A 20,025-nucleotide genomic window follows, 5' to 3' on the forward strand; every position below is an offset into this window, starting at 1 on the left:
GGTGCGGGGTGACGGGGGAGGGGTCAGCCGGCCAGGCCGCGCAGGGCGGCGACGGCGCGGGCGGTGATCTCCTCCGGGGTGCCGGAGACGTCGACGGCGACGCCGGCCTCGTCCTCCTGCAGCGGCTGCAGGGTGGCGAACTGGGAGTCGAGGAGTGCGGTGGGCATGAAATGGCCCTTGCGTGCGGCCATCCGCCCCTCGATCAGCTCCCGGTCACCGGTCAGATGCAGGAAGACGACCCCGGGCGCGGCGGCACGCAGCCGGTCCCGGTAGATCCGCTTGAGCGCGGAGCTGCTCACGACCCCGCCGAGCCCGGCCCGGCCGTGCGCCCACTCCCCGATGGCGTCGAGCCACGGCCCCCGGTCCGTGTCGTCCAGCGGGATGCCGGCCGACATCTTGGCGACGTTGGCCGCCGGGTGGAAGTCGTCGCCCTCGGCGTACGGCAGACCGAGCGCCTCCGCGACCAGCGGACCGATGGTGGTCTTGCCGGTCCCGGCGACGCCCATCACGACGACGACCGGGGGAGCGGAGAGGGGGGTGGTGCTCATGAGGGGTGCCTCGCTGTCTTCTTCGACATCGATTCGGTGAATCCGTCGCGCTCATGAAACCCATTGGGTACGACGTATTCAAGAGTCTGTGACATAAAAGTCGTACTTTTAATTCCCGGGTGTGATCATCCGGGCCCGCGCGCATAGGCTGATCGGCATGACGACACCGGCCCAGGGGCTCCACTCACACGTCCTGGCCACCCTGGGCCTCGCGATCACCGCCGGGGAGTACCCGCCGGGCACCGTGCTGCGCACCGACGAGCTCGCCCAGCGCTTCGACGTCTCCCGGACCGTCGTCCGCGAGGTCGTCCGGGTCCTGGAGTCCATGCACCTCGTCGAGTCCCGCCGCCGCGTCGGCGTGACCGTGCTCCCGACGGCCAGCTGGAACGTGTACGACCCCCAGGTGATCCGCTGGCGGCTGGCCGGCGCCGACCGCCCCCGCCAGCTCCGCTCGCTCACCGTGCTCCGCTCGGCCGTCGAACCGGTCGCCGCCGGCCTGGCCGCCCTGAACGCCACTCCCGAGCAGTGCCGCGAGCTCACCGAGCAGGCCCTCGGCATGGTCGCCACCTCGCGAGGCCGCCGCCTGGAGGAGTACCTCGTCCACGACATCGCCTTCCACCGGGTCGTGCTCAACGCCTCCGGCAACGAGATGTTCGCCCGCCTCGGCGACGTCGTCGCCGAGGTCCTCACCGGCCGCACCCACCACCACGTGATGTTCGAGGACCCCGACCCGGCGGCCGTCACCCTCCACGTCCAGGTCGCCGAGGCCGTACGGGAGCGGGACGCGGCCCGCGCCGAGGAGCTCACCCGCCAGATCGCCGTCGGCGCGCTCCAGGAACTGGACGTCCTCGCGCCATGAGGCCGAAAGACTCCCGTTACTTTCGCGTAAGTTCGCCGTAAAGCTCTGAACTAGCTCAAATAAGGGCGTTCAGTGACATGCGCCACAGTCAGTCGGGCGCCGCAACCGTGAGGATGTGCGCTGGCCGTGCCGGGGAGACCCCCCGTTCAGGTACGGCCGGGTACCGCACCGTCCCCCCCTCACGAAGGCGAACAACTCCATGACTGACCGCGTCACCGCGGCCGAGCCGCTGTCCGCCGCTCCGGCGAACCCGGCCGCCGCCCCCCACGTCGACGCAGGCGACGCCGGATACCGCAAGGACCTCAAGTCCCGGCACATCAACATGATCGCCATCGGCGGCGCCATCGGCACCGGCCTCTTCCTCGGCGCCGGCGGCCGCATGCACAACGCCGGACCCTCGCTCTTCATCGCGTACGCGGTCTGCGGCCTCTTCGCCTTCTTCGTCGTGCGCGCGCTCGGCGAGCTCGTGCTCTACCGCCCGTCCTCCGGCGCCTTCGTCTCGTACGCCCGTGAGTTCATGGGCGAGAAGGGCGCCTACACGGCCGGCTGGCTCTACTTCCTCAACTGGTCGACCACCGCCGTCGCCGACATCACCGCGGCCGCGACCTACGCCCACTTCTGGGCCATGTTCAGCGACATCCCGCAGTGGGTCCTCGCCCTGATCGCCCTCGCGGTCGTCCTCGCCGCCAACCTCATCTCCGTGAAGTACTTCGGCGAGATGGAGTTCTGGTTCGCGATCATCAAGGTCGCCGCGCTGGTCGCCTTCATGCTCGTCGGCATCTTCCTCGTCGTCACCTCGCACGACGTCGGCGGCCACACCCCCGGCCTGCACAACATCACCGAGAACGGCGGCATCTTCCCGAACGGCGTCATGCCGATGCTGCTGCTGATCCAGGGCGTCGTCTTCGCCTACGCCTCCGTCGAGCTGTGCGGCGTCGCCGCCGGCGAGACCGAGAACCCCGAGAAGATCATGCCGAAGGCGATCAACTCGATCATGTGGCGCGTCGGCCTGTTCTACGTCGGCTCGGTCGTCCTGCTCGCGCTGATCCTCCCGTTCACCGCCTACACCGGCGACCAGAGCCCGTTCGTCACCGTCTTCGACAAGCTCGGCATCCCCGGCGCCGCCGGCGTGATGAACCTCGTCGTCCTCACCGCCGCCCTCTCCAGCCTCAACTCGGGCCTCTACTCCACCGGCCGCATCCTGCGCTCGATGTCGCTGTCCGGCTCCGCGCCCAAGTTCACCGGCGTCATGAACAAGGGCGGTGTCCCCTACGGCGGCATCCTGCTCACCGCGGGCTTCGGCATCGCCGGTGTCGTCCTCAACTTCCTGATGCCGGGCGAGGCCTTCGAGCTCGTCCTCAACTTCGCCTCCATCGGCATCATCGGCACCTGGGCCATGATCATGATCTGCTCGCTGCTCTTCGTGCGCCGCGCCGAGCAGGGCAAGCTCGTCCGGCCCGCGTACCGGCTGCCCTGGGCCCCGTACACCCAGATCATCACCCTGGGCTTCCTCGCCTCCGTCCTCGTCCTGATGTGGATGGACGGCGGCGTCGGCCGCACCACCGTGAACTGTCTGCCGCTCATCGCGGCCGCGCTCACCGGCGGCTGGTTCCTGGTCCGCCGCCGGGTCCGCGAGACCGCCGCGGCCCAGCAGGACTGAGACTCCCCCCACGGGAGACGGCGGGACCCCCACAGGCACGGCCTGCGGGGGTCTCGCCTTTTGTCAGGAGATAGTGGTACGCAAGAGCCTTACAAGATCCGTTCGGAGAAAAGGAAGTTCGCGATGCCGCAGCACGTCCAGGGGGTCATCGCCCCCGGCAAGAACGAACCGGTACGGGTCGAGACGATCGTCATCCCCGACCCCGGCCCCGGCGAGGCCGTCGTGAAGATCCAGGCCTGCGGCGTCTGTCACACCGACCTCCACTACAAGCAGGGCGCGATCAACGACGAGTTCCCCTTCCTCCTCGGCCACGAGGCCGCCGGAATCGTCGAGTCCGTCGGCGAGGGCGTCACCGACGTCACCCCCGGCGACTTCGTGATCCTCAACTGGCGCGCCGTCTGCGGCACCTGCCGCGCCTGCACCCGCGGCCGCCCCTGGTACTGCTTCGCCACCCACAACGCGAAGCAGAAGATGACGCTCCTCGACGGCACGGAGCTCTCCCCGGCCCTCGGCATCGGCGCCTTCGCCGAGAAGACCCTCGTCGCCGCCGGCCAGTGCACCAAGGTCGACCCGGCCGTCGCCCCCGAGGTCGCGGGCCTCCTCGGCTGCGGCGTGATGGCCGGCATCGGCGCCGCCATCAACACCGGCAACGTCGGCCGCGGCGACACCGTCGCCGTCATCGGCTGCGGCGGCGTCGGCGACGCGGCCGTCGTCGGCTCCCGCCTCGCCGGAGCCGCGAAGATCATCGCCGTGGACATCGACGACCGGAAACTGGCCAAGGCCCAGGAGATGGGCGCCACCCACACGGTCAACTCCCGTTCCACGGACCCCGTCGAGGCGATCCGCGAGCTCACCGGCGGCTTCGGCGCCGACGTCGTCATCGAGGCCGTCGGCCGCCCGGAGACGTACGAGCAGGCCTTCTACGCCCGAGACCTCGCGGGCACGGTGGTCCTGGTAGGCGTCCCGAGCCCCGAGATGAAGCTGGAACTGCCTCTCCTCGACGTCTTCGGCCGAGGCGGCGCGCTCAAGTCCTCCTGGTACGGGGACTGCCTGCCGTCCCGCGACTTCCCGATGCTCATCGACCTGCACCAGCAGGGCCGTATCGACCTCGCCGCCTTCGTCACCGAGACGATCGGCCTCGGCGACGTCGAGAAGGCCTTCGCGCGGATGCACGAGGGCGACGTCCTGCGCTCGGTGGTGGTCCTCTGATGGCCGCACGCATCGACCACCTGGTCACCTCCGGCACCTTCAGCCTCGACGGCGGCACCTGGGACGTCGACAACAACGTCTGGATCGTCGGCGACGACACCGAGGCCATCGTCATCGACGCCGCCCACGACGCCGCGGCGATCCTTGCGGCGCTCGACGGCCGCGCCCTGCGCGCCATCGTCTGCACCCACGCCCACGACGACCACATCGACGCGGCCCCGGCCCTCGCGGCCGCCACCGGCGCGCGCATCCTGCTCCACCCGGCCGACCAGCCGCTGTGGAAGCTGACCCACCCGGACCACACCCCGGACGGAGACCTCGGCGACGGCCAGGTCCTCACCATCGCGGGCACGGACCTGAAGGTCCTCCACACCCCGGGCCACGCCCCCGGCGCGGTCTCCCTGTACGCCGCCGACCTGGGCACGGTCTTCACCGGCGACACCCTGTTCCAGGGCGGCCCGGGCGCGACGGGCCGGTCCTACTCGGACTTCCCGACGATCGTCGACTCGATCCGCGAGAAGCTCCTCACCCTGCCGCCGGAGACGGTGGTCCGCACGGGCCACGGCGAAACGACGACGATCGGCGCGGAGGCCCCGCACCTGGAGGAATGGATCAACCGGGGCCACTGAGCACGGAGGGACTCTCGAAGGCCCTCGCCACACCGGTGAACGGGTCGGTGAACTCCAGCGTCCGAGCGAGCAGTTGCAGCGGACGCGAGAAGTCCTCCGGCCCGTCCGCACGGACCACGGGATAGACGGGATCGCCGAGAATGGGCACCCCCAACCGGTTCATATGCACCCGCAGCTGATGGGTCCGCCCGGTCACGGGCACGAGCCGATACCACCCCACCCCTCCCGCGTGCCGCACCAGCGAGATCCGACTCTCACTGTTCGGCTCACCCGGCACCTCCCGGGCGGCCATCACCCCACGCTCCTTCTCGATCCGACTGCGCACGGTGACGGGCAGCTCGACGGCCGGATCGTACGGGGCCACCGCCTCGTACTCCTTGCGCACGAGCCGGTCCCGGAACAGCGTCTGGTACGCCCCCCGGTCCTCGGGCCGCACCACGAACAGCACGAGCCCGGCCGTCAGCCGGTCCAGCCGGTGCGCCGGCTGAAGGAAGGGCAGCCCGAGATCACGCCGCAACCGCGCGAGCGCGGTCTCCGTCACATGCCGCCCCCGAGGCATGGTCGCCAGAAAATGCGGCTTGTCGGCCACGACGATCCGCTCGTCCCGATAGAGCACCCCGACCTCGAAGGGCACAGGCGTCTCGACGGGAAAGTCCCGATGGAACCAGAGATACCGCCCGCCGACATACGGCTCGTCGGGCCCGACCGGCCCGTCGACCCCGACGAACCGCCCCTCCCGCACCATCCCCTCGACCCGCCCGACCCCGACGGCACCCCCGTACCGCGCGACCAGAAAATCCCGAACGCTCACCCACCCCACCCCATCCCCCTCAGGCAACCGCACCCGCACGGGATCGATCCCGTACCGCTGGGGGAGGGGCGAAAGGGGGGCCTTGGATCTGCGTCGCACCGGTCCTACCGCCGTGATTCCTGCCGCCGTAACAAGAAGGACCCCACAAAATGTGGGGTCCTTCGCTGGTGTCCGAGGGGGGACTTGAACCCCCACGCCCGATAAAGGGCACTAGCACCTCAAGCTAGCGCGTCTGCCATTCCGCCACCCGGACAAGGTGTCTGTCTTTCGGGGCGCTCGGCCCTTCCGACGAACAGAACAATAGCAAAGATCTGAGGGGGCCGATCACCACCCTCGCTCGGCCCCCGGCATGTGACAGCGGCGTGTCGGGCCCTGCGGCGCCCTTGGGCGGTGAGGGGGCCACGCGGGAGGATGGGGGAGATCACAAGGAATCACGTGGGGCACGTAGTGGGAGGAAGCAGCGTGAGCGAGTCGAACACGACCCGGAGCGTCAGCGGCGAGGACGAGGTGGTGGACCTCTGTCGTGACCTCATCCGCATCGACACCAGCAACTACGGCGACCACTCCGGACCGGGAGAGCGGGCGGCGGCCGAGTACGTCGCCGAGAAGCTCGCGGAGGTCGGACTCGAGCCGAAGATCATCGAGTCGCACAAGGGGCGGGCCTCCACCGTGGCCCGCATCGAGGGCGAGGACCCGTCGAAGCCGGCCCTGCTCATCCACGGGCACACCGACGTGGTTCCGGCCAATGCCGAGGACTGGACGCACCATCCCTTCTCCGGCGAGGTCGCCGACGGCTGCGTGTGGGGCCGCGGCGCCGTCGACATGAAGGACATGGACGCGATGACCCTCGCGGTCGTCCGGGACCGGCTGCGCAGCGGCCGCAAGCCCCCGCGCGACATCGTCCTCGCCTTCCTCGCCGACGAGGAGGCCGGCGGCACCTACGGCGCCCGGCACCTGGTCGACAAGCACCGCGACCTCTTCGACGGGGTCACGGAGGCGATCGGCGAGGTCGGCGGCTTCTCCTTCACCGTGAACGAGAACCTGCGGCTCTACCTGGTCGAGACGGCCCAGAAGGGCATGCACTGGATGCGGCTGACCGTCGAGGGCACGGCCGGCCACGGCTCCATGACCAATGACGACAACGCCATCACGGAGCTCTGCGAGGCGGTGGGCCGCCTCGGCCGCCACCAGTGGCCGGTGCGCGTCACCAAGACCGTGCGGTCCTTCCTGGACGAGCTCTCCGACGCCCTGGGCACCCCGCTCGACCCCGAGGACATGGACGGCACCCTCGCCAAGCTCGGCGGCATCGCCAAGATGGTCGGCGCCACCCTCCGCAACTCCGCCGCCCCCACCATGCTCGGCGCCGGCTACAAGGTGAACGTGATCCCCGGCCAGGCCACGGCGCACGTCGACGGCCGCTTCCTGCCCGGCTACGAGCAGGAGTTCCTGGCCGACCTCGACCGGATCCTCGGGCCCCGCGTGAAGCGCGAGGACGTGCACGGCGACAAGGCCCTGGAGACCAGCTTCGACGGCGCCCTCGTGGACGCCATGCAGCTGGCGCTGCGCGCCGAGGACCCGATCGCCCGCGCCGTCCCGTACATGCTCTCCGGCGGCACCGACGCCAAGTCCTTCGACGACCTCGGCATCCGCTGCTTCGGCTTCGCCCCGCTCCAGCTGCCGCCCGAGCTCGACTTCGCCGGCATGTTCCACGGCGTGGACGAGCGGGTCCCGGTCGACGGCCTCAAGTTCGGCGTCCGCGTTCTGGACCGTTTCCTCGACGCCTGCTGAATTCGCCAGTCTGTTTGTATGTAACCGGAAAGAGTGAATGCCCTCGGGGGCTCGTAGCCCTCACCATTCCCCCTCGTTACAGGTGATGCGGTCCGCGGCTGGGGCCGCATTGCCAACTAGGAGGAATAATGATCAAGAAGGTCGTCGCTGCTGCGGCTGCCACCGGCGGTCTCGTTCTCGCGGGCGCGGGCATGGCCGTTGCCGACGCGGGTGCCCAGGGTGCCGCCATCGGCTCCCCCGGCGTGCTCTCGGGCAACGTCGTCCAGGTTCCGGTTCACATCCCCGTGAACGTGTGCGGCAACACGGTCTCCGTGATCGGCCTGCTGAACCCCGCCTTCGGCAACACCTGCATCAACGCCTGACGTTGTGCCTCGCCCCGTGAGGGTCTGAGCCGGTCCGGCCCCGGAGTGCGCGCCATGCACTCCGGGGCCGGTGGCCATTTCCGCCCCGGGCCGACCGCCCGGTGGCACTCCTTCTAAGCCGAGCAGGCAGGAACAAGCTATGCGACAGGTCACGCGCAAGGGCCTTATCACCGTGGCGGCCGCCGGAGGCGTTTTCGCCGCCGTCGGCGGCGGATATGCGCACGCCGATTCCGGCGCGAACGGTACGGCCACGAATTCCCCGGGCATCGCGTCCGGTAATTCCGTCCAGGTCCCGGTGCACGTACCGGTGAACGCCTGCGGAAACACCGTCAATGTCGTCGGTGTGCTCAATCCGGCCTTCGGCAATACGTGCGCCAACACCTCCCCGTCCGGCAGCGGCTCCTCCGCCGGCGGGCACACGAGCAACTCTCCGGGCGTGGCCTCGGGCAACAACGTCCAGGTCCCGATCGACGTCCCGGTGAACGTCTGCGGCAACAACGTCACGGGCGTCGGCCTGGGCAACGCCGTCACGGGCAACGACTGCGCCAACGGGGGAGGGGACACGGGGTACGGGGAGGAGGGGCCCGGCACTCCGGGTACGCCTGGCACTCCCGGTACGCCTGGCACTCCGGGTACGCCCGGGACCCCGGGCACTCCGGGGACGCCTGGCACTCCCGGTACCCCGGGCACGCCCGGCACCCCTGGGACTCCGGGTACGCCCGGGACTCCCGGTACGCCCGGCACCCCTGGTACTCCCGGGCACCCGGGTACGCCTGGTACTCCCGGCACCTCCGGCGGCGAGGGCGGGCCGAACACTCCCGGTACCCACGTCGTCACCCCGCCCCGCGCCGTCGAGGAGCTCGCCGAGACCGGCTCCGGGCCGCTCGGCGTGATCGTCCCGGCCGGCGCCGGACTGCTGCTCGCCGGCTCGCTGATCTACCGCCGCGCCCGCAGCGCCGCCTGAGCCCCCGCGGTCACGCACCACGCACAGGGGCCCCGCACACCGCGGGGCCCCTTCTCGCTGTCCACTCGTCGCGCTACCAGGTCGCCCTGACCTGGCGGATGATCCGCCGCTTCAACCGCACTCTGCGGCTCCCGTCCCGGTGGAGGCTCAGACGGTCCAACTCCCAGTGTCCGTACTCGGCATGGTCGGTCAGGAGCCGCGTCGCCTCCTTGCGGGAGACACCGCGCGGCACGTACACGTCGACAAATTCGTATTCCGGCATCGCATCTATTGTGCGGGCACGGGCCCGGTACGGATAGCGTCTGTCCCATGTCTGATGCTGCGCAGCCAACCGCTGCCGAGGTACGTGCCGCCGCCGAGGCGGTCAAGACCGCACTGGACCGTCACCTCGCGGCGGTCGAACGCCGCACGGGAGACGACGACACGGCCGTCTACGAAGCCTTCAACGCCCTCGCCGCGGCGGCCGAGGCGTACGACGAACTCCTCTACGACCGCTACGACGAGGTCACCCCCTTCGAGATCCCCGGAGCCGACGGCAACCTGCCGCCGTACGCCGGACCTGACGAACCCCACGCCCTCAGCCTCCTGATCCGCCGCGACTACGCCGTGGCGGAACCGCAACGCCTGCTCGCCCAGGCCCGCCGCGTCGCCGAGCTCGGCGACGACGCGGACACCGCGGCCGCCGCCAAGGCCGGCGTCTCGCCGCTCGCCGCCCTCGGCGTGCTCTTCGGCGAGTACGAACCGGACGAGATCGCCTCCCGGCACAAGGAGTTCGGCCTGGAGGAAGGGGACTCCACGCTCTGGGTCACCGCCGCCGACGAACTCCCCGAACCGGGGGAGTGGCTGGCGGCTCCCTTCGACCACGCCGATCCCGAGCGGATCGTCTGCCGCTTCGACGTCAGCTCCGTCTTCGACGAGGAGGAGGACGAGGACGAGCCCGTGGACGCGGCGGTCCGCGGCGTGGACGCCTGACGTCCGGCCTCCGCCGCCTTCCAGGAAGCGGGAGGGCCGGGACGCCGTGTGCGGTGTCCCGGCCCTTCGTCGCTCCCGCGCCGCTACTTCTCCTCGTCGGCCGCCAGCAGCCCTTCCAGGAGGGGCCGCAGCCGCGTCGTACGCTCCGGGGCCACCCCCTCGGCCACCGCGCGGGCCAGCGCCTGGTCCACGCCGTGCACGACCGACAGATGGCGCTCCGCCCGGCCGAAGGCGGTGTACACCCACGGTCGGCTCAGGCCGCCCGCGGCGTCCCCGGGCAGCACCACGACCACCGCGGGCCAGCGCGCCCCCGCCGCCTGGTGCGCCGTGAGCGCCCAGCCGTGCCGCAGCGCCGACTCCACCCGCTCCTTCGGTACGACGATCTCGTCGTCCCCGCAGCGCAGCCGCAGCCCCTCGGCGTCGGCCGAGAGGACCGTGCCGGTCACCGTGCGCCCCGGTACGGGCGCGTACGCCACCCGGTCCCCCGGGTCGTAGCCCCCGAAGCGGCCGGGGCCGGGGTTCAGCCGCTGCTTGAGCGCGGCGTTCAGCGCGCGCGTACCGGCCGAGCCGCCGTGGCCGACCGTCACGACCTGCGTCTGCTCGGACGGCACCCCGATGGCCCGGGGCACCGAGTCCGCCACCAGCTGGACCGTACGGTGCACGGCCTCGCCCGCGTCCCGCACCGGGACGATCACGACCTCCTTGCCGGGGGCCTCGACCTGGTTCAGCTCGCCGACGCCGATGCCCGACACCAGCTCGCCGAGCGGCCCCGGGTCGGGGACGCGGGAGGCGATCCTCGGGCACACCCGGGCCGCGAGCAGGTCCGCGAAGACCCGGCCCGCGCCCGGCGCGCCGAGCACCTCCGGGTCGCCGCTCAGCACCAGTCGGCAGCCGTCCGGGAGCGACTCCACCAGCATCGCGCCGGTCTCCACGTCCAGCTGCGGCGCGTCGAGCACCACGAGGAGGTCCAGGGCGAAGGCGCCGTCCTCGTCCCGGCCGGGGCCCGCAGCACCGGACAGCAGGGCGGCGACCGTCACCGCGTCCGCCCCGGCGGCCCTGCGCCCGGCGTCCGCGTGGACGGCCACCAGGGTGCGCAGCCCGCGCTCACGGGCCGCCGCGGCGAGCGCCACCGGCTCGGCGCGGGAGGCCTCTCCGCCGGTGTGCAGGACGAGGCCGTGGGCCCCGGCGGCGCGCTCGAGCTCGCCGCCCTCCCAGGCGTCGGGAGTCGCCGTCTTGGCCAGGCGGGCGAGACCGTCCGCGAGGCTCTCCTCCGCGAGCGCGTACCGGTCGAGTCCGAGCAGTACGGGAGTGGCGGGCGCGGGTGTCTCCTCGACCTCCTCGACCTCCTCGTCGCCGTCGGGCTCTTCCGCCGTCTCCTCCTCCTGGAAGACGAGGACCGCGCCCTCGGAGACCGCGGTCTCGACGGCCTGCTCGGGGTCGGGCACCGCGTGCCCGGCGAGTCCGGCGCGCACGGCCTCGATCTCCAGGGCCGTGTGCCCCTGGAGGGCGGCCCGCTCCAGGAGCCACACGGTCAGGGCGACCGCACGGCGCGGGTCGCCGGGGCCGCACGCGGGGCCGAGCAGCGCCCGCGCGAAACCGTCGGCCTGCTCGGGGCGGACCCCGGCCACCGCGAGCAGCTGCCACGGGTCCTCGCGCAGCGCCCCGGCCGCGCCCTCGCCGAGCGCGGCGGCGACCTGGCCGGCCAGCGTCTCGGGGGCGCCGCCCTCGGCGAGGACCTCGCGGACGGCGGCCGTGGTGCCGGGCGCCGGAGCCGCCGGCCGCTCCGGTGCGGGGGGCCGCACGGTCATCGCCGGGGGCGCCTCGGCGGCGGGGCGGCGGGGTGCGGGCTCGGGTGCCGGCTCGTAGAACGTGCTGCCCGTGGCGGAGCCGCCCTCCACGGCCCGGACGGCCGCGAGGAGGTCGGCGGCGGTGCCGCTCAGCTTGGCGCCGCTCGCCACCGGGCCGCTCTTCTCGGCCTTCCGCGCCTCGATCCTCGCCCGCAGCTCCCGCTGCGCGGCCAGCTCGGCCTGCGCCTCGCTCAACCCGGCCGCGTCGGCGCCGTCCCCGGACTGCGGGGTCTCGGCGGGCGCGTCGGCGGCGTCCGGCTCTTCGGTCGCCCCGGCCGGGTCGGACGACGCCGGCTCTTCGGTCGCCCCGGCCGGATCGGACGACGCCGGCTCGTCCGTCGCCTCGTCGCCCGTCCCGGCGGCGTCGGCCGTCTCCGCGCCGGTGACACCCTCGCCGGAGTCCGACTTCTCGGCCGTGTCCGGCTCCTCGGCCGCTCCCGACTCCTCGGCCGCTCCCGGCCCCTCGGTCCGGTCCTCCGTGGCGGCCCGTTCCTCCGTGGCGGCCCGTTCCTCGGGGGCGTCGGGGGCCACGGCCTCCGTGGGGTGGTCCCCCGGGGTCTCGGCGGGGGGCACGGCCTCGGGCGCGGTCTCCCCGGAAGGCTCGGTCACAAGGTGCTCCAGTCGTGATCCGGATAGCGGTGCACGGGCGCCGACACATCGTCCAGCGCCCGACAGATCTCGTCAGGAAGACTAAGGGCCTCCACTGACAACGCGGCCGTGAGCTGCCGCGCCGTGCGCGCGCCGACGATCGGCGCGGTCACCCCGGGCCGGTCGCGGACCCAGGCGAGGGCCACGTGGAGCGGGGTCGTCGCGAGCCCGTCCGCCGCCGTCGCCACCGCGTCCACGATCCGGCTCGCCGCCTCGTCCAGGTACGGCTCCACGAACGGCGCCATCGTCTCGGAGGCGCCCCGCGAGTCCGTCGGCGTGCCGCTGCGGTACTTCCCCGTCAGGACCCCGCGCCCCAGCGGGGACGAGGGCAGCAGGCCTATGCCGAGGTCCAGCGCGGCCGGCAGCACCTCCCGCTCGACGCCCCGCTGGAGCAGCGAGTACTCCAGTTGCGCGCCGGCGAGCCGGGTCCGGTCGCCGGCGAGCTGCCAGGTGCCCGCCTTGGCGAGCTGCCAGCCGCAGAAGTTGGCCACGCCCGCGTACCGCGCCCGGCCGCTGCGTACGGCGATGTCGAGGGCCTGCAGCGACTCCTCCAGGGGCGTGTACGGGTCGAAGGCGTGCAGCTGCCACAGGTCCACGTGGTCCGTGCCGAGCCGGGCGAGGGAGGCGTCGAGCGCGGCCAGCAGGTGCCCGCGCGAGCCGTCCGTGCGCCGGTCGGGGTCCGGGACGCTGCCCGCCTTGGTCGACAGGACCAGGTCCTGCCGGGGGACCAGGCGCTCCATCAGGCGGCCGAGCAGATACTCCGCCTCGCCCCCGCCGTACACGTCGGCGGTGTCCACGAGCGTGCCGCCCGCGTCCCAGAACGCCTTCAACTGCTCGGCGGCGTCGTGCTCGTCGGTGTCCCGGCCCCAGGTGAGGGTGCCGAGTCCGATGCGCGACACACGCAGGCCGGTACGTCCGAGATGCCTCTGCTCCATGGGCGCGAGAGTACTGGCCAGGGCACCACGCGGAGAGAGCCTGTGGACAACCGCGTCCTGACGGATGGCCCACGCGCGCGCTAGAGTCCGGCCAAAGAGACGTTACCGATGGGTAAGGGGTGCGTGGAATGCGGCTCGGCATCAACCTCGGCTACTGGGGCGCCGGCATGGACGGCGACAATCTCGCTGTCGCCCAGGAGGCGGACCGGCTCGGCTACGACGTCTGCTGGGCCGCCGAGGCCTACGGCTCCGACGCCCCCACCGTCCTCGCGTGGGTCGCGGCCAAGACCGAGCGGATCGACGTCGGTTCCGCGATCATGCAGATCCCGGCGCGTCAGCCCGCGATGACGGCGATGACGGCGGCCACCCTCGACTCGCTCACCGGCGGCCGCTTCCGCCTCGGCCTCGGCGTGTCCGGACCGCAGGTCTCCGAGGGCTGGTACGGAGTGAAGTTCGACAAGCCGCTCGCCCGGACCCGCGAGTACGTCGAGATCGTCCGCAAGGCGATGACCCGGGAGCGGCTCAGCTACGACGGTGAGCACTGGACGCTGCCGCTGCCCGGCGGCCCCGGCAAGCCGATCAAGCTCACCGTCCACCCGCAGCGCGAGCACATCCCGCTCTACATCGCCGCGATCGGGCCGAAGAACCTGGAGCAGACCGGCGAGATCGCCGACGGCGCCCTGCTGATCTTCCCGTCCGCGGAGCACCTGGAGGAGACCGCGCTCCGGCACCTCCGGGCGGGCCGTGAGAAGGCCGGTCTGACCATGGACGGCTTCGACGTCTGTCCGACCCTGCCGCTCGCCCTCGGCGACGACGTGACCGCGCTGGCCGACGTGTTCCGCCCGTACACCGCGCTGTATGTCGGCGGCATGGGCAGCCGGAAGCAGAACTTCTACAACCAGCTCGCCCAGCGCATGGGGTACGAGAAGGAGGCCGCCGAGATCCAGGACAAGTACCTGGCCGGCGACAAGGCCGGAGCGGCGGCCGCGGTGCCCCACTCGCTGATCGACCAGACCACGCTGCTCGGCTCCGTCGAGCGGATCGCCGAGCGGATGACGGCCTACGCGGAGGCCGGGGTCACCACCCTGACCCTCGCCCCGGCAGGCTTCACCCTGGACGAGCGCCTTGCGGCCCTGCGGGCAGGCGTCGAGGCGATGGAGCAGGCGGGCCTGGCCTAGGAAAATCTGCGGCCGTGGTGGGGGCTCGGGGGTCTTCCCCGCCACGGCCGTCATGCGGATAAACGCTCCACGGGGCCACCGGTTACGCCCTCGGGACTCACTCTTTCGGCCGAGCCGCCGTGCCCTCCTGTTGCCCGCCGTCCGGGAGCCGACTTGACTCGTTCTTCCCGGACGTACCGGAGTGCGGACGTCCGCACGGAGGTGGCGGCGATGCTCACGGCCAAGGCCCTGTTCCAGGAAATCATCGACAACGACGAGTCCTTCCGGCTCTTCTGTTCCATCGCCGCGAGCGGCGAGTCCCAGGGCGGCTGGGAGAACGCCCGGATCGCGGCCCTCGTCGCGCCCGGCATGCGCGCCCTCGCGCCCAAGATCACCCGGCACGGCGCCGACGAGGACAAGCACGGCCGGATCTTCCACGCGTTGATGAAGAAGCGCGGCCTCGAACCCGTCCCCGTGCCCCCCGACACCGACTACACGATGCTGCTCGAACAGCGCGGCATCGGCCTCGCGCACGAGAAGCTCCGCGCCGACCGGCCGCTCACCGAGGAGGACGTGGTCGTCTACCTCGCGCACAGCAGGGTCACCGAGGAGCGCGCCGCCGACCAGATGCAGCTGCTCGTGAAGTACTTCGGTGACCATCCGGAGCTCGGCAAGGCCATCCGGATGATCTGCAACGACGAGGACAACCACCTCGCCTACTGCCACGAGGAACTGCTGCGGCTCGCCCGCCAGGGCCACGGCCGGCTGATCCAGCGCACGCTGCGCGCGTCCGCCCTCGCCGAGATCCGGGTCTACCGCGACGTCAGCCTCGCCGTGATGCGGCACATGGGCCGCATCCTCGGCTGGCCGAAGCCCAAGGCGGCCGTCCTCGCCGCCGGGATCCACGCCGTGTACGCGTACGAGCGCGCCGCCGGCTGGCACAGGATGGTCGACCTGCGGATGCCCGAGCGGCTGAACGCCCTGGGCGGCCCCGCGACCCCCGCCCCCGCCTTCTGAGCGGGGCCGGCGGGGGCTACAACCAGCCGCGCCGCTTGAAGACCCGGTACAGGGCGAGCACGATGCCCGTCATCACCAGGATCACGACCGGGTACGAGGCCTCCCAGCGCAGCTCCGGCATGTGGTCGAAGTTCATCCCGTAGATCCCCGCGACCATCGTGGGGACCGCGGCCATGGCGGCCCACGCCGAGATCTTCCGCATGTCGTCGTTCTGCCGGACGCCCATCTGCGCGAGATGGGCCGACAGCACGTCGGACAGCAGCCGGTCGAGGCCCTCCACCTGCTCGTTGGAGCGCAGCAGATGGTCGTTGACGTCACGGAAGAAGGGCTGCGAGCGCTCGTTGACGAAGGGCACCGAGCCGGCCGTCAGCCGGGCCATGGGTCCGGCCAGCGGACCGCTCGCCCGGCGGAACTCCAGGACCTGCCGCTTGGCCGTGTAGATCCGCTCCGCGGTGTTGGCCGGATTGCCGGCCCTGGGCGCGAAGACGTCCGCCTCCAGCTCCTCCAGGTCGACCTGGAGCTCGGCCGCCACGTCGAGGTAGTGGTCCACGATCGCGTCGCTCACCGCGTACAGCACCGCCGTCGGCCCGTGCTTCAGGACCTCCCGCTCGGCCTCCAGGCGCCGCCGGACCTGCGCGAGGGGAGCGCCCTCGCCGTGCCGGACCGTCACGACGAACGAGTCGCCCATGAACACCATCAGCTCGCCGGAGGACACCCGGTCGCTCTCCGGCTCGTACACGATCGGCTTGAGCACCACGAAGAGCGAGTCGTCGTAGACCTCCAGCTTGGGCCGCTGATGGGCCTTCAACGCGTCCTCGACGGCCAGCGGGTGCAGCGCGAACTCGGAGGCGACATGGGCGAACTCCGCCTCCGAGGGCTCGTGGAGCCCCACCCACAGGAACGCGTCGCCCGTCGCCCGCGCCTCCTCCAGGGCGTCCGAGAGGTCGGCGGGTCCGTCCGTACGGCGCCCGTCCCGGTAGATGGCAGAGTCCACGATCACGCCGCGCATTCTCGCACCGCCTAGGCTGGCCCGCATGGCCACGCTGATCCTCGTCCGGCACGGACGCTCCACCGCCAACACCTCCGGGGTCCTCGCCGGGCGCACGCCCGGGATCGCGCTCGACGAGCGCGGGGCCGCCCAGGCCGCCGCCCTGCCGGGGCGCCTCGCGGACGTGCCGCTCGCCGCGGCCGTCACCAGCCCCCTCCAGCGCTGCCGGGAGACCCTGCGGCCGCTCCTGGACGCCCGCCCCGGTCTCCCGCTGCACGTCGAGGACCGGATCAACGAGTGCGACTACGGCGACTGGTCGGGCCGCAAGCTGGCCGAGCTCAACGACGAGCCCCTGATGGAGGTCGTCCAGGCGCACGCCTCCGCCGCCGCATTCCCCGGCGGCGAGTCCATGCGGGCCATGCAGAACCGTGCCGTCGAGGCCGTACGCGACTGGAACGCGCGCATCGACGCCGAGCACGGCGAGGACGCCACGTACCTCATGTGCTCCCACGGGGACATCGTGAAGGCGATCGTCGCCGACGCCCTCGGCCTCCACCTGGACCTCTTCCAGCGCATCCACGTCGACCCCTGCTCGGTCACCGCGATCCGCTACACGCGCGTGCGTCCCTTCCTCCTCCGCCTCGGCGACACCGGGGACTTCGCCGGATTCGCCCCCCGGGAGCACCCCGACAGCGGTGGGACGGCGGAGGTCGGTGGTGGTGCGGGCGCACCGTGATCCCCACGCGCAGTAGGGTGGACGCGCCGCTGTAGTACGACTGTCGAGACTCAAGGGAGCCGGGAACGTGTCCCGTCAGGTGTTCCTCTACGACCCACCGGAGCGTTTCGTGGCCGGCACGGTCGGGCTGCCTGGCCGCCGTACGTTCTTCCTCCAGGCGTCCGCCGCCGGCCGGGTCACCAGTGTCGCCCTGGAGAAGACCCAGGTCGCGGCCCTCGCCGAGCGCATGGACGAACTCCTCGACGAGGTCGTCCGCCGCACCGGGGGCAACGCGCCCGTGCCCGCCGTCGCCCCCGCCGAGATCGCGGACACCGCTCCCCTCGACGTGCCCGTCGAGGAGGAGTTCAGGGTCGGCACCATGGCCCTCGCCTGGGACGGCGAGGAGCAGCGCATGATCGTCGAGGCGCAGGCGCTGGTCGAACTCGACGCGGACTCCGAGGAGGACCTCGCCGAGGCCGAGGAGCGGCTGCTCCAGGACGAGGAGAACGGCCCGCCGATGCTCCGGGTCCGGCTCAGCGGGGCCCAGGCCCGGGCCTTCGCCAAGCGCGCCCTCGACGTCGTCAACGCCGGCCGGCCGCCCTGCCCGCTGTGCAGCCTGCCGCTCGACCCCGAGGGGCACGTCTGCCCGCGCCAGAACGGATACCGCCGCGGAGCATGAGCAGCCCCGAGAGCCCGCGCGACACCGAGCTGCTCGCGCGCGGTGAGCTGACCGTGCGCGGCCGGGTCCGCGAGGCGTCCAACGCCGTGCTGTACTGCTCCGTCGCCCACGAGGGCCGGGAAGCGGCCTGCGTCTACAAGCCGGTCGCGGGGGAGCAGCCCCTGTGGGACTTCCCCGACGGCACCCTCGCCCAGCGCGAGGTCGCCGCGTACGAGATCTCCGAGGCCACCGGCTGGGGCCTCGTCCCGCCGACGGTGCTCCGCGACGGGCCGTACGGGGAGGGCATGGTCCAGCTGTGGATCGAGGCCGACCCCGGGGCGCGGCTCCTGGCCCTCACCGAGGACGAGGAGGCGGGCGAGGGCTGGAAGGCCGTGGGGCCCGCGCAGATCGACGAGGAGCGCACCGCGCTCCTCGTCCACGCCGACACCCCGGAGCTGCGCCGGCTGGCCGTCCTGGACGCCGTCATCAACAACGGCGACCGCAAGGGCGGGCATCTGCTGCCGGCGCCTGGCGGTCGGCTGTACGGCATCGACCACGGGGTGACCTTCCACGTCGAGGACAAGCTGCGCACCCTGCTGTGGGGCTGGGCGGGCGAGGAGCTGCCCGCCGAGGCCGCCGGGGTGCTCGACTCGCTGGACCGGTCCCTGGCCCCCGGAGCGCCGCTCGCCACCCGACTGGCGGAACTCCTCACGGGAGCCGAGGTCGCGGCCGTACGCGCCCGCGTGGAGGCGCTGCGCGCCACGGGGCGGCACCCGGAGCCCTCGGGGCAGTGGCCGGCGATCCCCTGGCCGCCCGTCTGAGGTCACGGGCCACCGGCAGGACCGAATGTTTTCGGCCACATGGTCCGGAGGGCTCTGGACCCCTGGGGGGTATGCACGCACGCCTCCGACCCGCAAGAGCGCCTAATCGGTCAAGATCCCGGATCCGGTTCGTATCCGGAACACCTGTCCGGTTACGCTCGGGTCATGCATGCCTGGCCCGCTTCTGAGGTCCCCGCCCTTCCCGGCAAGGGCCGCGACCTCCGGATCCACGACACCGCGACCGGTGGACGAGTGACCCTCGCCCCCGGCCCCGTCGCCCGTATCTACGTCTGCGGCATCACGCCGTACGACGCGACCCACATGGGTCACGCGGCGACCTACAACGCGTTCGACCTCGTTCAGCGCGTGTGGCTCGACACCAAGCGGCAGGTGCACTACGTCCAGAACGTGACGGACGTGGACGATCCGCTCCTGGAGCGCGCGCTCCGCGACGGCATCGACTGGGTCGGCCTCGCCGAGCGGGAGACCGCCCTCTTCCGCGAGGACATGACCGCCCTGCGGATGCTGCCCCCGCAGCACTACATCGGCGCGGTCGAGGCCATACCGGGCATCATCCCGCTGGTCGAGCGCCTCCGGGACTCCGGCGCCGCCTACGAGCTCGACGGGGACATCTACTTCTCCGTCGAGGCCGACCCGCACTTCGGCCAGGTGTCGAACTACGACACGGAGCTGATGCGCCACCTCTCCGCGGAGCGCGGCGGCGACCCGGACCGTCCGGGCAAGAAGAACCCGCTCGACCCGATGCTCTGGATGGCCGCCCGCGAGGGCGAGCCGAGCTGGGACGGCGGCAGCCTCGGCCCCGGCCGCCCCGGCTGGCACATCGAGTGCGTCGCCATCGCCCTCGACCACCTCGGCATGGGCTTCGACGTGCAGGGCGGCGGCTCCGACCTGATCTTCCCGCACCACGAGATGGGCGCCTCCCACGCCCAGACCCTCACGGGCGAGTTCCCCATGGCCAAGGCGTACGTCCACGCCGGCATGGTCGCCCTGCACGGCGAGAAGATGTCGAAGTCCAAGGGCAACCTGGTCTTCGTCTCCAAGCTCCGCCGCGACGGCGTCGACCCGGCCGCCATCCGGCTCGCGCTGCTCTCGCACCGCTACCGCGACGACTGGGAGTGGACCGACCAGGTCCTGGAGACGGCCGTGGAGCGGCTCGGCCGCTGGCGCGCCGCCGTCTCGCGCCCCGACGGCCCGTCCGCCGACGCGCTCGTCGAGGAGCTCCGCGAGGCGCTCTCCGACGACCTCGACACGCCCACCGCGCTCGCCGCGGTGGACCGCTGGGCCGAGCTCCAGACGACCGAGGGCGGCACGGACGAGTCCGCCCCCGGCCTCGTCTCGCGCGCCGTCGACGCCCTGCTCGGTGTCGCCCTGTAACGAGCGGGACCGTACAACTCCCTTTCAGGCAACCGCCCTTGG

20 protein-coding genes and 1 tRNA gene are annotated in these 20,025 nt (G+C 72.2%); 14 read left to right on the plus strand and 7 right to left on the minus strand.

The features are described from left to right. Positions 1-23: 23 nt before the first annotated feature. Positions 24-548 carry a gluconokinase gene (locus ACWGN5_RS14855; protein WP_369143326.1) on the minus strand — a complete coding sequence of 175 codons (525 nt, stop codon included), beginning with the start codon at positions 546-548 and terminating at the stop codon, positions 24-26. Between the two features lie 157 nt (positions 549-705). Between ACWGN5_RS14855 and ACWGN5_RS14860 the strand changes: the two genes are divergently transcribed. The 4 genes from ACWGN5_RS14860 to ACWGN5_RS14875 all read left to right on the plus strand — a co-directional run bounded on the left by ACWGN5_RS14860 (position 706) and on the right by ACWGN5_RS14875 (position 4,905). Next, complete coding sequence (locus tag ACWGN5_RS14860; protein ID WP_041128413.1) at positions 706-1,407, plus strand: FadR/GntR family transcriptional regulator; 702 nt, start codon at positions 706-708, stop codon at positions 1,405-1,407. 199 nt (positions 1,408-1,606) lie between these two features. Beyond that, positions 1,607-3,067, plus strand: coding sequence for an amino acid permease (locus ACWGN5_RS14865; RefSeq protein ID WP_453514895.1), 1,461 nt, complete (start codon positions 1,607-1,609; stop codon positions 3,065-3,067). Between the two features lie 123 nt (positions 3,068-3,190). Further along, positions 3,191-4,276: an S-(hydroxymethyl)mycothiol dehydrogenase gene (locus tag ACWGN5_RS14870; protein ID WP_453514898.1), complete on the plus strand. Its 1,086-nt coding sequence runs from the start codon at positions 3,191-3,193 to the stop codon at positions 4,274-4,276. Continuing rightward, entirely contained in the window at positions 4,276-4,905 is a 630-nt protein-coding gene (locus tag ACWGN5_RS14875) for an MBL fold metallo-hydrolase (RefSeq protein ID WP_453514899.1), read from the plus strand. Before ACWGN5_RS14870 ends, ACWGN5_RS14875 begins: the two co-directional genes overlap by 1 nt. Here the strand turns inward: ACWGN5_RS14875 and ACWGN5_RS14880 are convergent. Together ACWGN5_RS14880 and ACWGN5_RS14885 are read right to left on the minus strand one after the other, a co-directional pair. Next, a complete protein-coding gene (locus tag ACWGN5_RS14880) occupies positions 4,889-5,815 on the minus strand; it encodes an RluA family pseudouridine synthase (protein WP_453514902.1) in 927 nt (308 codons plus the stop codon). The two genes, ACWGN5_RS14875 and ACWGN5_RS14880, sit on opposite strands and share 17 nt — an antisense overlap. Before the next feature lie 66 nt (positions 5,816-5,881). After that, a tRNA-Leu gene (locus ACWGN5_RS14885) sits at positions 5,882-5,969 on the minus strand. 209 nt (positions 5,970-6,178) lie between these two features. Between ACWGN5_RS14885 and ACWGN5_RS14890 the strand changes: the two genes are divergently transcribed. The 3 genes from ACWGN5_RS14890 to ACWGN5_RS14900 all read left to right on the plus strand — a co-directional run bounded on the left by ACWGN5_RS14890 (position 6,179) and on the right by ACWGN5_RS14900 (position 8,830). Then, positions 6,179-7,504, plus strand: a complete 1,326-nt coding sequence (locus ACWGN5_RS14890; protein WP_453514904.1) for a M20/M25/M40 family metallo-hydrolase — start codon at positions 6,179-6,181, stop codon at positions 7,502-7,504. Positions 7,505-7,632: 128 nt separating this feature from the next. Then, a complete protein-coding gene (gene chpH, locus ACWGN5_RS14895; RefSeq protein ID WP_225803827.1) occupies positions 7,633-7,866 on the plus strand; it encodes a chaplin ChpH in 234 nt (77 codons plus the stop codon). A 139-nt stretch (positions 7,867-8,005) separates the two neighbouring features. After that, entirely contained in the window at positions 8,006-8,830 is an 825-nt protein-coding gene (locus ACWGN5_RS14900) for a chaplin (RefSeq protein WP_453514907.1), read from the plus strand. 73 nt (positions 8,831-8,903) lie between these two features. Here ACWGN5_RS14900 and ACWGN5_RS14905 read toward each other — a convergent pair whose 3' ends face one another. Further along, positions 8,904-9,092: a DUF5703 family protein gene (locus ACWGN5_RS14905; protein ID WP_015032473.1), complete on the minus strand. Its 189-nt coding sequence runs from the start codon at positions 9,090-9,092 to the stop codon at positions 8,904-8,906. A gap of 47 nt (positions 9,093-9,139) precedes the next feature. On the opposite strand from ACWGN5_RS14905, the gene ACWGN5_RS14910 reads away from it, so the two are divergent. Then, entirely contained in the window at positions 9,140-9,802 is a 663-nt protein-coding gene (locus tag ACWGN5_RS14910) for a hypothetical protein (RefSeq protein WP_453514909.1), read from the plus strand. 83 nt (positions 9,803-9,885) lie between these two features. Here the strand turns inward: ACWGN5_RS14910 and ACWGN5_RS14915 are convergent, their stop codons facing one another. Continuing rightward, entirely contained in the window at positions 9,886-12,258 is a 2,373-nt protein-coding gene (locus ACWGN5_RS14915) for a helix-hairpin-helix domain-containing protein (protein WP_453514912.1), read from the minus strand. Further along, positions 12,255-13,232: an aldo/keto reductase gene (locus ACWGN5_RS14920; protein ID WP_453514913.1), complete on the minus strand. Its 978-nt coding sequence runs from the start codon at positions 13,230-13,232 to the stop codon at positions 12,255-12,257. The genes ACWGN5_RS14915 and ACWGN5_RS14920 overlap by 4 nt, the downstream gene beginning before the upstream one ends. 128 nt (positions 13,233-13,360) lie before the next feature. Between ACWGN5_RS14920 and ACWGN5_RS14925 the strand changes: the two genes are divergently transcribed. Then, positions 13,361-14,410 carry an LLM class F420-dependent oxidoreductase gene (locus ACWGN5_RS14925; protein WP_453514915.1) on the plus strand — a complete coding sequence of 350 codons (1,050 nt, stop codon included), beginning with the start codon at positions 13,361-13,363 and terminating at the stop codon, positions 14,408-14,410. Positions 14,411-14,620: 210 nt separating this feature from the next. Continuing rightward, positions 14,621-15,406 carry a ferritin-like domain-containing protein gene (locus ACWGN5_RS14930; protein WP_453515028.1) on the plus strand — a complete coding sequence of 262 codons (786 nt, stop codon included), beginning with the start codon at positions 14,621-14,623 and terminating at the stop codon, positions 15,404-15,406. 16 nt (positions 15,407-15,422) lie between these two features. Here the strand turns inward: ACWGN5_RS14930 and ACWGN5_RS14935 are convergent, their stop codons facing one another. Further along, positions 15,423-16,415, minus strand: a complete 993-nt coding sequence (locus ACWGN5_RS14935; protein WP_453515029.1) for a magnesium and cobalt transport protein CorA — start codon at positions 16,413-16,415, stop codon at positions 15,423-15,425. A gap of 25 nt (positions 16,416-16,440) precedes the next feature. Between ACWGN5_RS14935 and ACWGN5_RS14940 the strand changes: the two genes are divergently transcribed. The 4 genes from ACWGN5_RS14940 to mshC all read left to right on the plus strand — a co-directional run bounded on the left by ACWGN5_RS14940 (position 16,441) and on the right by mshC (position 19,983). After that, complete coding sequence (locus tag ACWGN5_RS14940) at positions 16,441-17,130, plus strand: histidine phosphatase family protein (RefSeq protein ID WP_453514918.1); 690 nt, start codon at positions 16,441-16,443, stop codon at positions 17,128-17,130. A 67-nt stretch (positions 17,131-17,197) separates the two neighbouring features. Then, positions 17,198-17,788, plus strand: a complete 591-nt coding sequence (locus ACWGN5_RS14945) for a DUF3090 domain-containing protein (RefSeq protein ID WP_453514921.1) — start codon at positions 17,198-17,200, stop codon at positions 17,786-17,788. Then, positions 17,752-18,588, plus strand: a complete 837-nt coding sequence (locus ACWGN5_RS14950) for an SCO1664 family protein (RefSeq protein ID WP_453515032.1) — start codon at positions 17,752-17,754, stop codon at positions 18,586-18,588. The genes ACWGN5_RS14945 and ACWGN5_RS14950 overlap by 37 nt, the downstream gene beginning before the upstream one ends. Positions 18,589-18,753: 165 nt before the next feature. Continuing rightward, positions 18,754-19,983 (plus strand): cysteine--1-D-myo-inosityl 2-amino-2-deoxy-alpha-D-glucopyranoside ligase, encoded by a 1,230-nt coding sequence (mshC, locus tag ACWGN5_RS14955; RefSeq protein ID WP_453514923.1) that lies wholly within the window; start codon positions 18,754-18,756, stop codon positions 19,981-19,983. Positions 19,984-20,025 lie beyond the last annotated feature (42 nt).

The sequence above is a fragment of the Streptomyces sp. NPDC055815 genome, from assembly GCF_053616475.1.

Bases quoted from the DNA above. Each gene is read 5' to 3' on its own strand.
- ACWGN5_RS14905 (WP_015032473.1), bottom strand. From the start codon at position 9,092: ATGCCGGAATACGAATTTGTCGACGTGTACGTGCCGCGCGGTGTCTCC.
- ACWGN5_RS14910 (WP_453514909.1), top strand. From the start codon at position 9,140: ATGTCTGATGCTGCGCAGCCAACCGCTGCCGAGGTACGTGCCGCCGCC.
- ACWGN5_RS14855 (WP_369143326.1), bottom strand. From the start codon at position 548: ATGAGCACCACCCCCCTCTCCGCTCCCCCGGTCGTCGTCGTGATGGGC.
- chpH (WP_225803827.1), top strand. From the start codon at position 7,633: ATGATCAAGAAGGTCGTCGCTGCTGCGGCTGCCACCGGCGGTCTCGTT.
- ACWGN5_RS14920 (WP_453514913.1), bottom strand. From the start codon at position 13,232: ATGGAGCAGAGGCATCTCGGACGTACCGGCCTGCGTGTGTCGCGCATC.
- ACWGN5_RS14940 (WP_453514918.1), top strand. From the start codon at position 16,441: ATGGCCACGCTGATCCTCGTCCGGCACGGACGCTCCACCGCCAACACC.
- ACWGN5_RS14900 (WP_453514907.1), top strand. From the start codon at position 8,006: ATGCGACAGGTCACGCGCAAGGGCCTTATCACCGTGGCGGCCGCCGGA.
- ACWGN5_RS14930 (WP_453515028.1), top strand. From the start codon at position 14,621: ATGCTCACGGCCAAGGCCCTGTTCCAGGAAATCATCGACAACGACGAG.
- ACWGN5_RS14865 (WP_453514895.1), top strand. From the start codon at position 1,607: ATGACTGACCGCGTCACCGCGGCCGAGCCGCTGTCCGCCGCTCCGGCG.
- ACWGN5_RS14875 (WP_453514899.1), top strand. From the start codon at position 4,276: ATGGCCGCACGCATCGACCACCTGGTCACCTCCGGCACCTTCAGCCTC.
- ACWGN5_RS14870 (WP_453514898.1), top strand. From the start codon at position 3,191: ATGCCGCAGCACGTCCAGGGGGTCATCGCCCCCGGCAAGAACGAACCG.
- ACWGN5_RS14860 (WP_041128413.1), top strand. From the start codon at position 706: ATGACGACACCGGCCCAGGGGCTCCACTCACACGTCCTGGCCACCCTG.
- ACWGN5_RS14925 (WP_453514915.1), top strand. From the start codon at position 13,361: ATGCGGCTCGGCATCAACCTCGGCTACTGGGGCGCCGGCATGGACGGC.
- ACWGN5_RS14935 (WP_453515029.1), bottom strand. From the start codon at position 16,415: ATGCGCGGCGTGATCGTGGACTCTGCCATCTACCGGGACGGGCGCCGT.
- mshC (WP_453514923.1), top strand. From the start codon at position 18,754: ATGCATGCCTGGCCCGCTTCTGAGGTCCCCGCCCTTCCCGGCAAGGGC.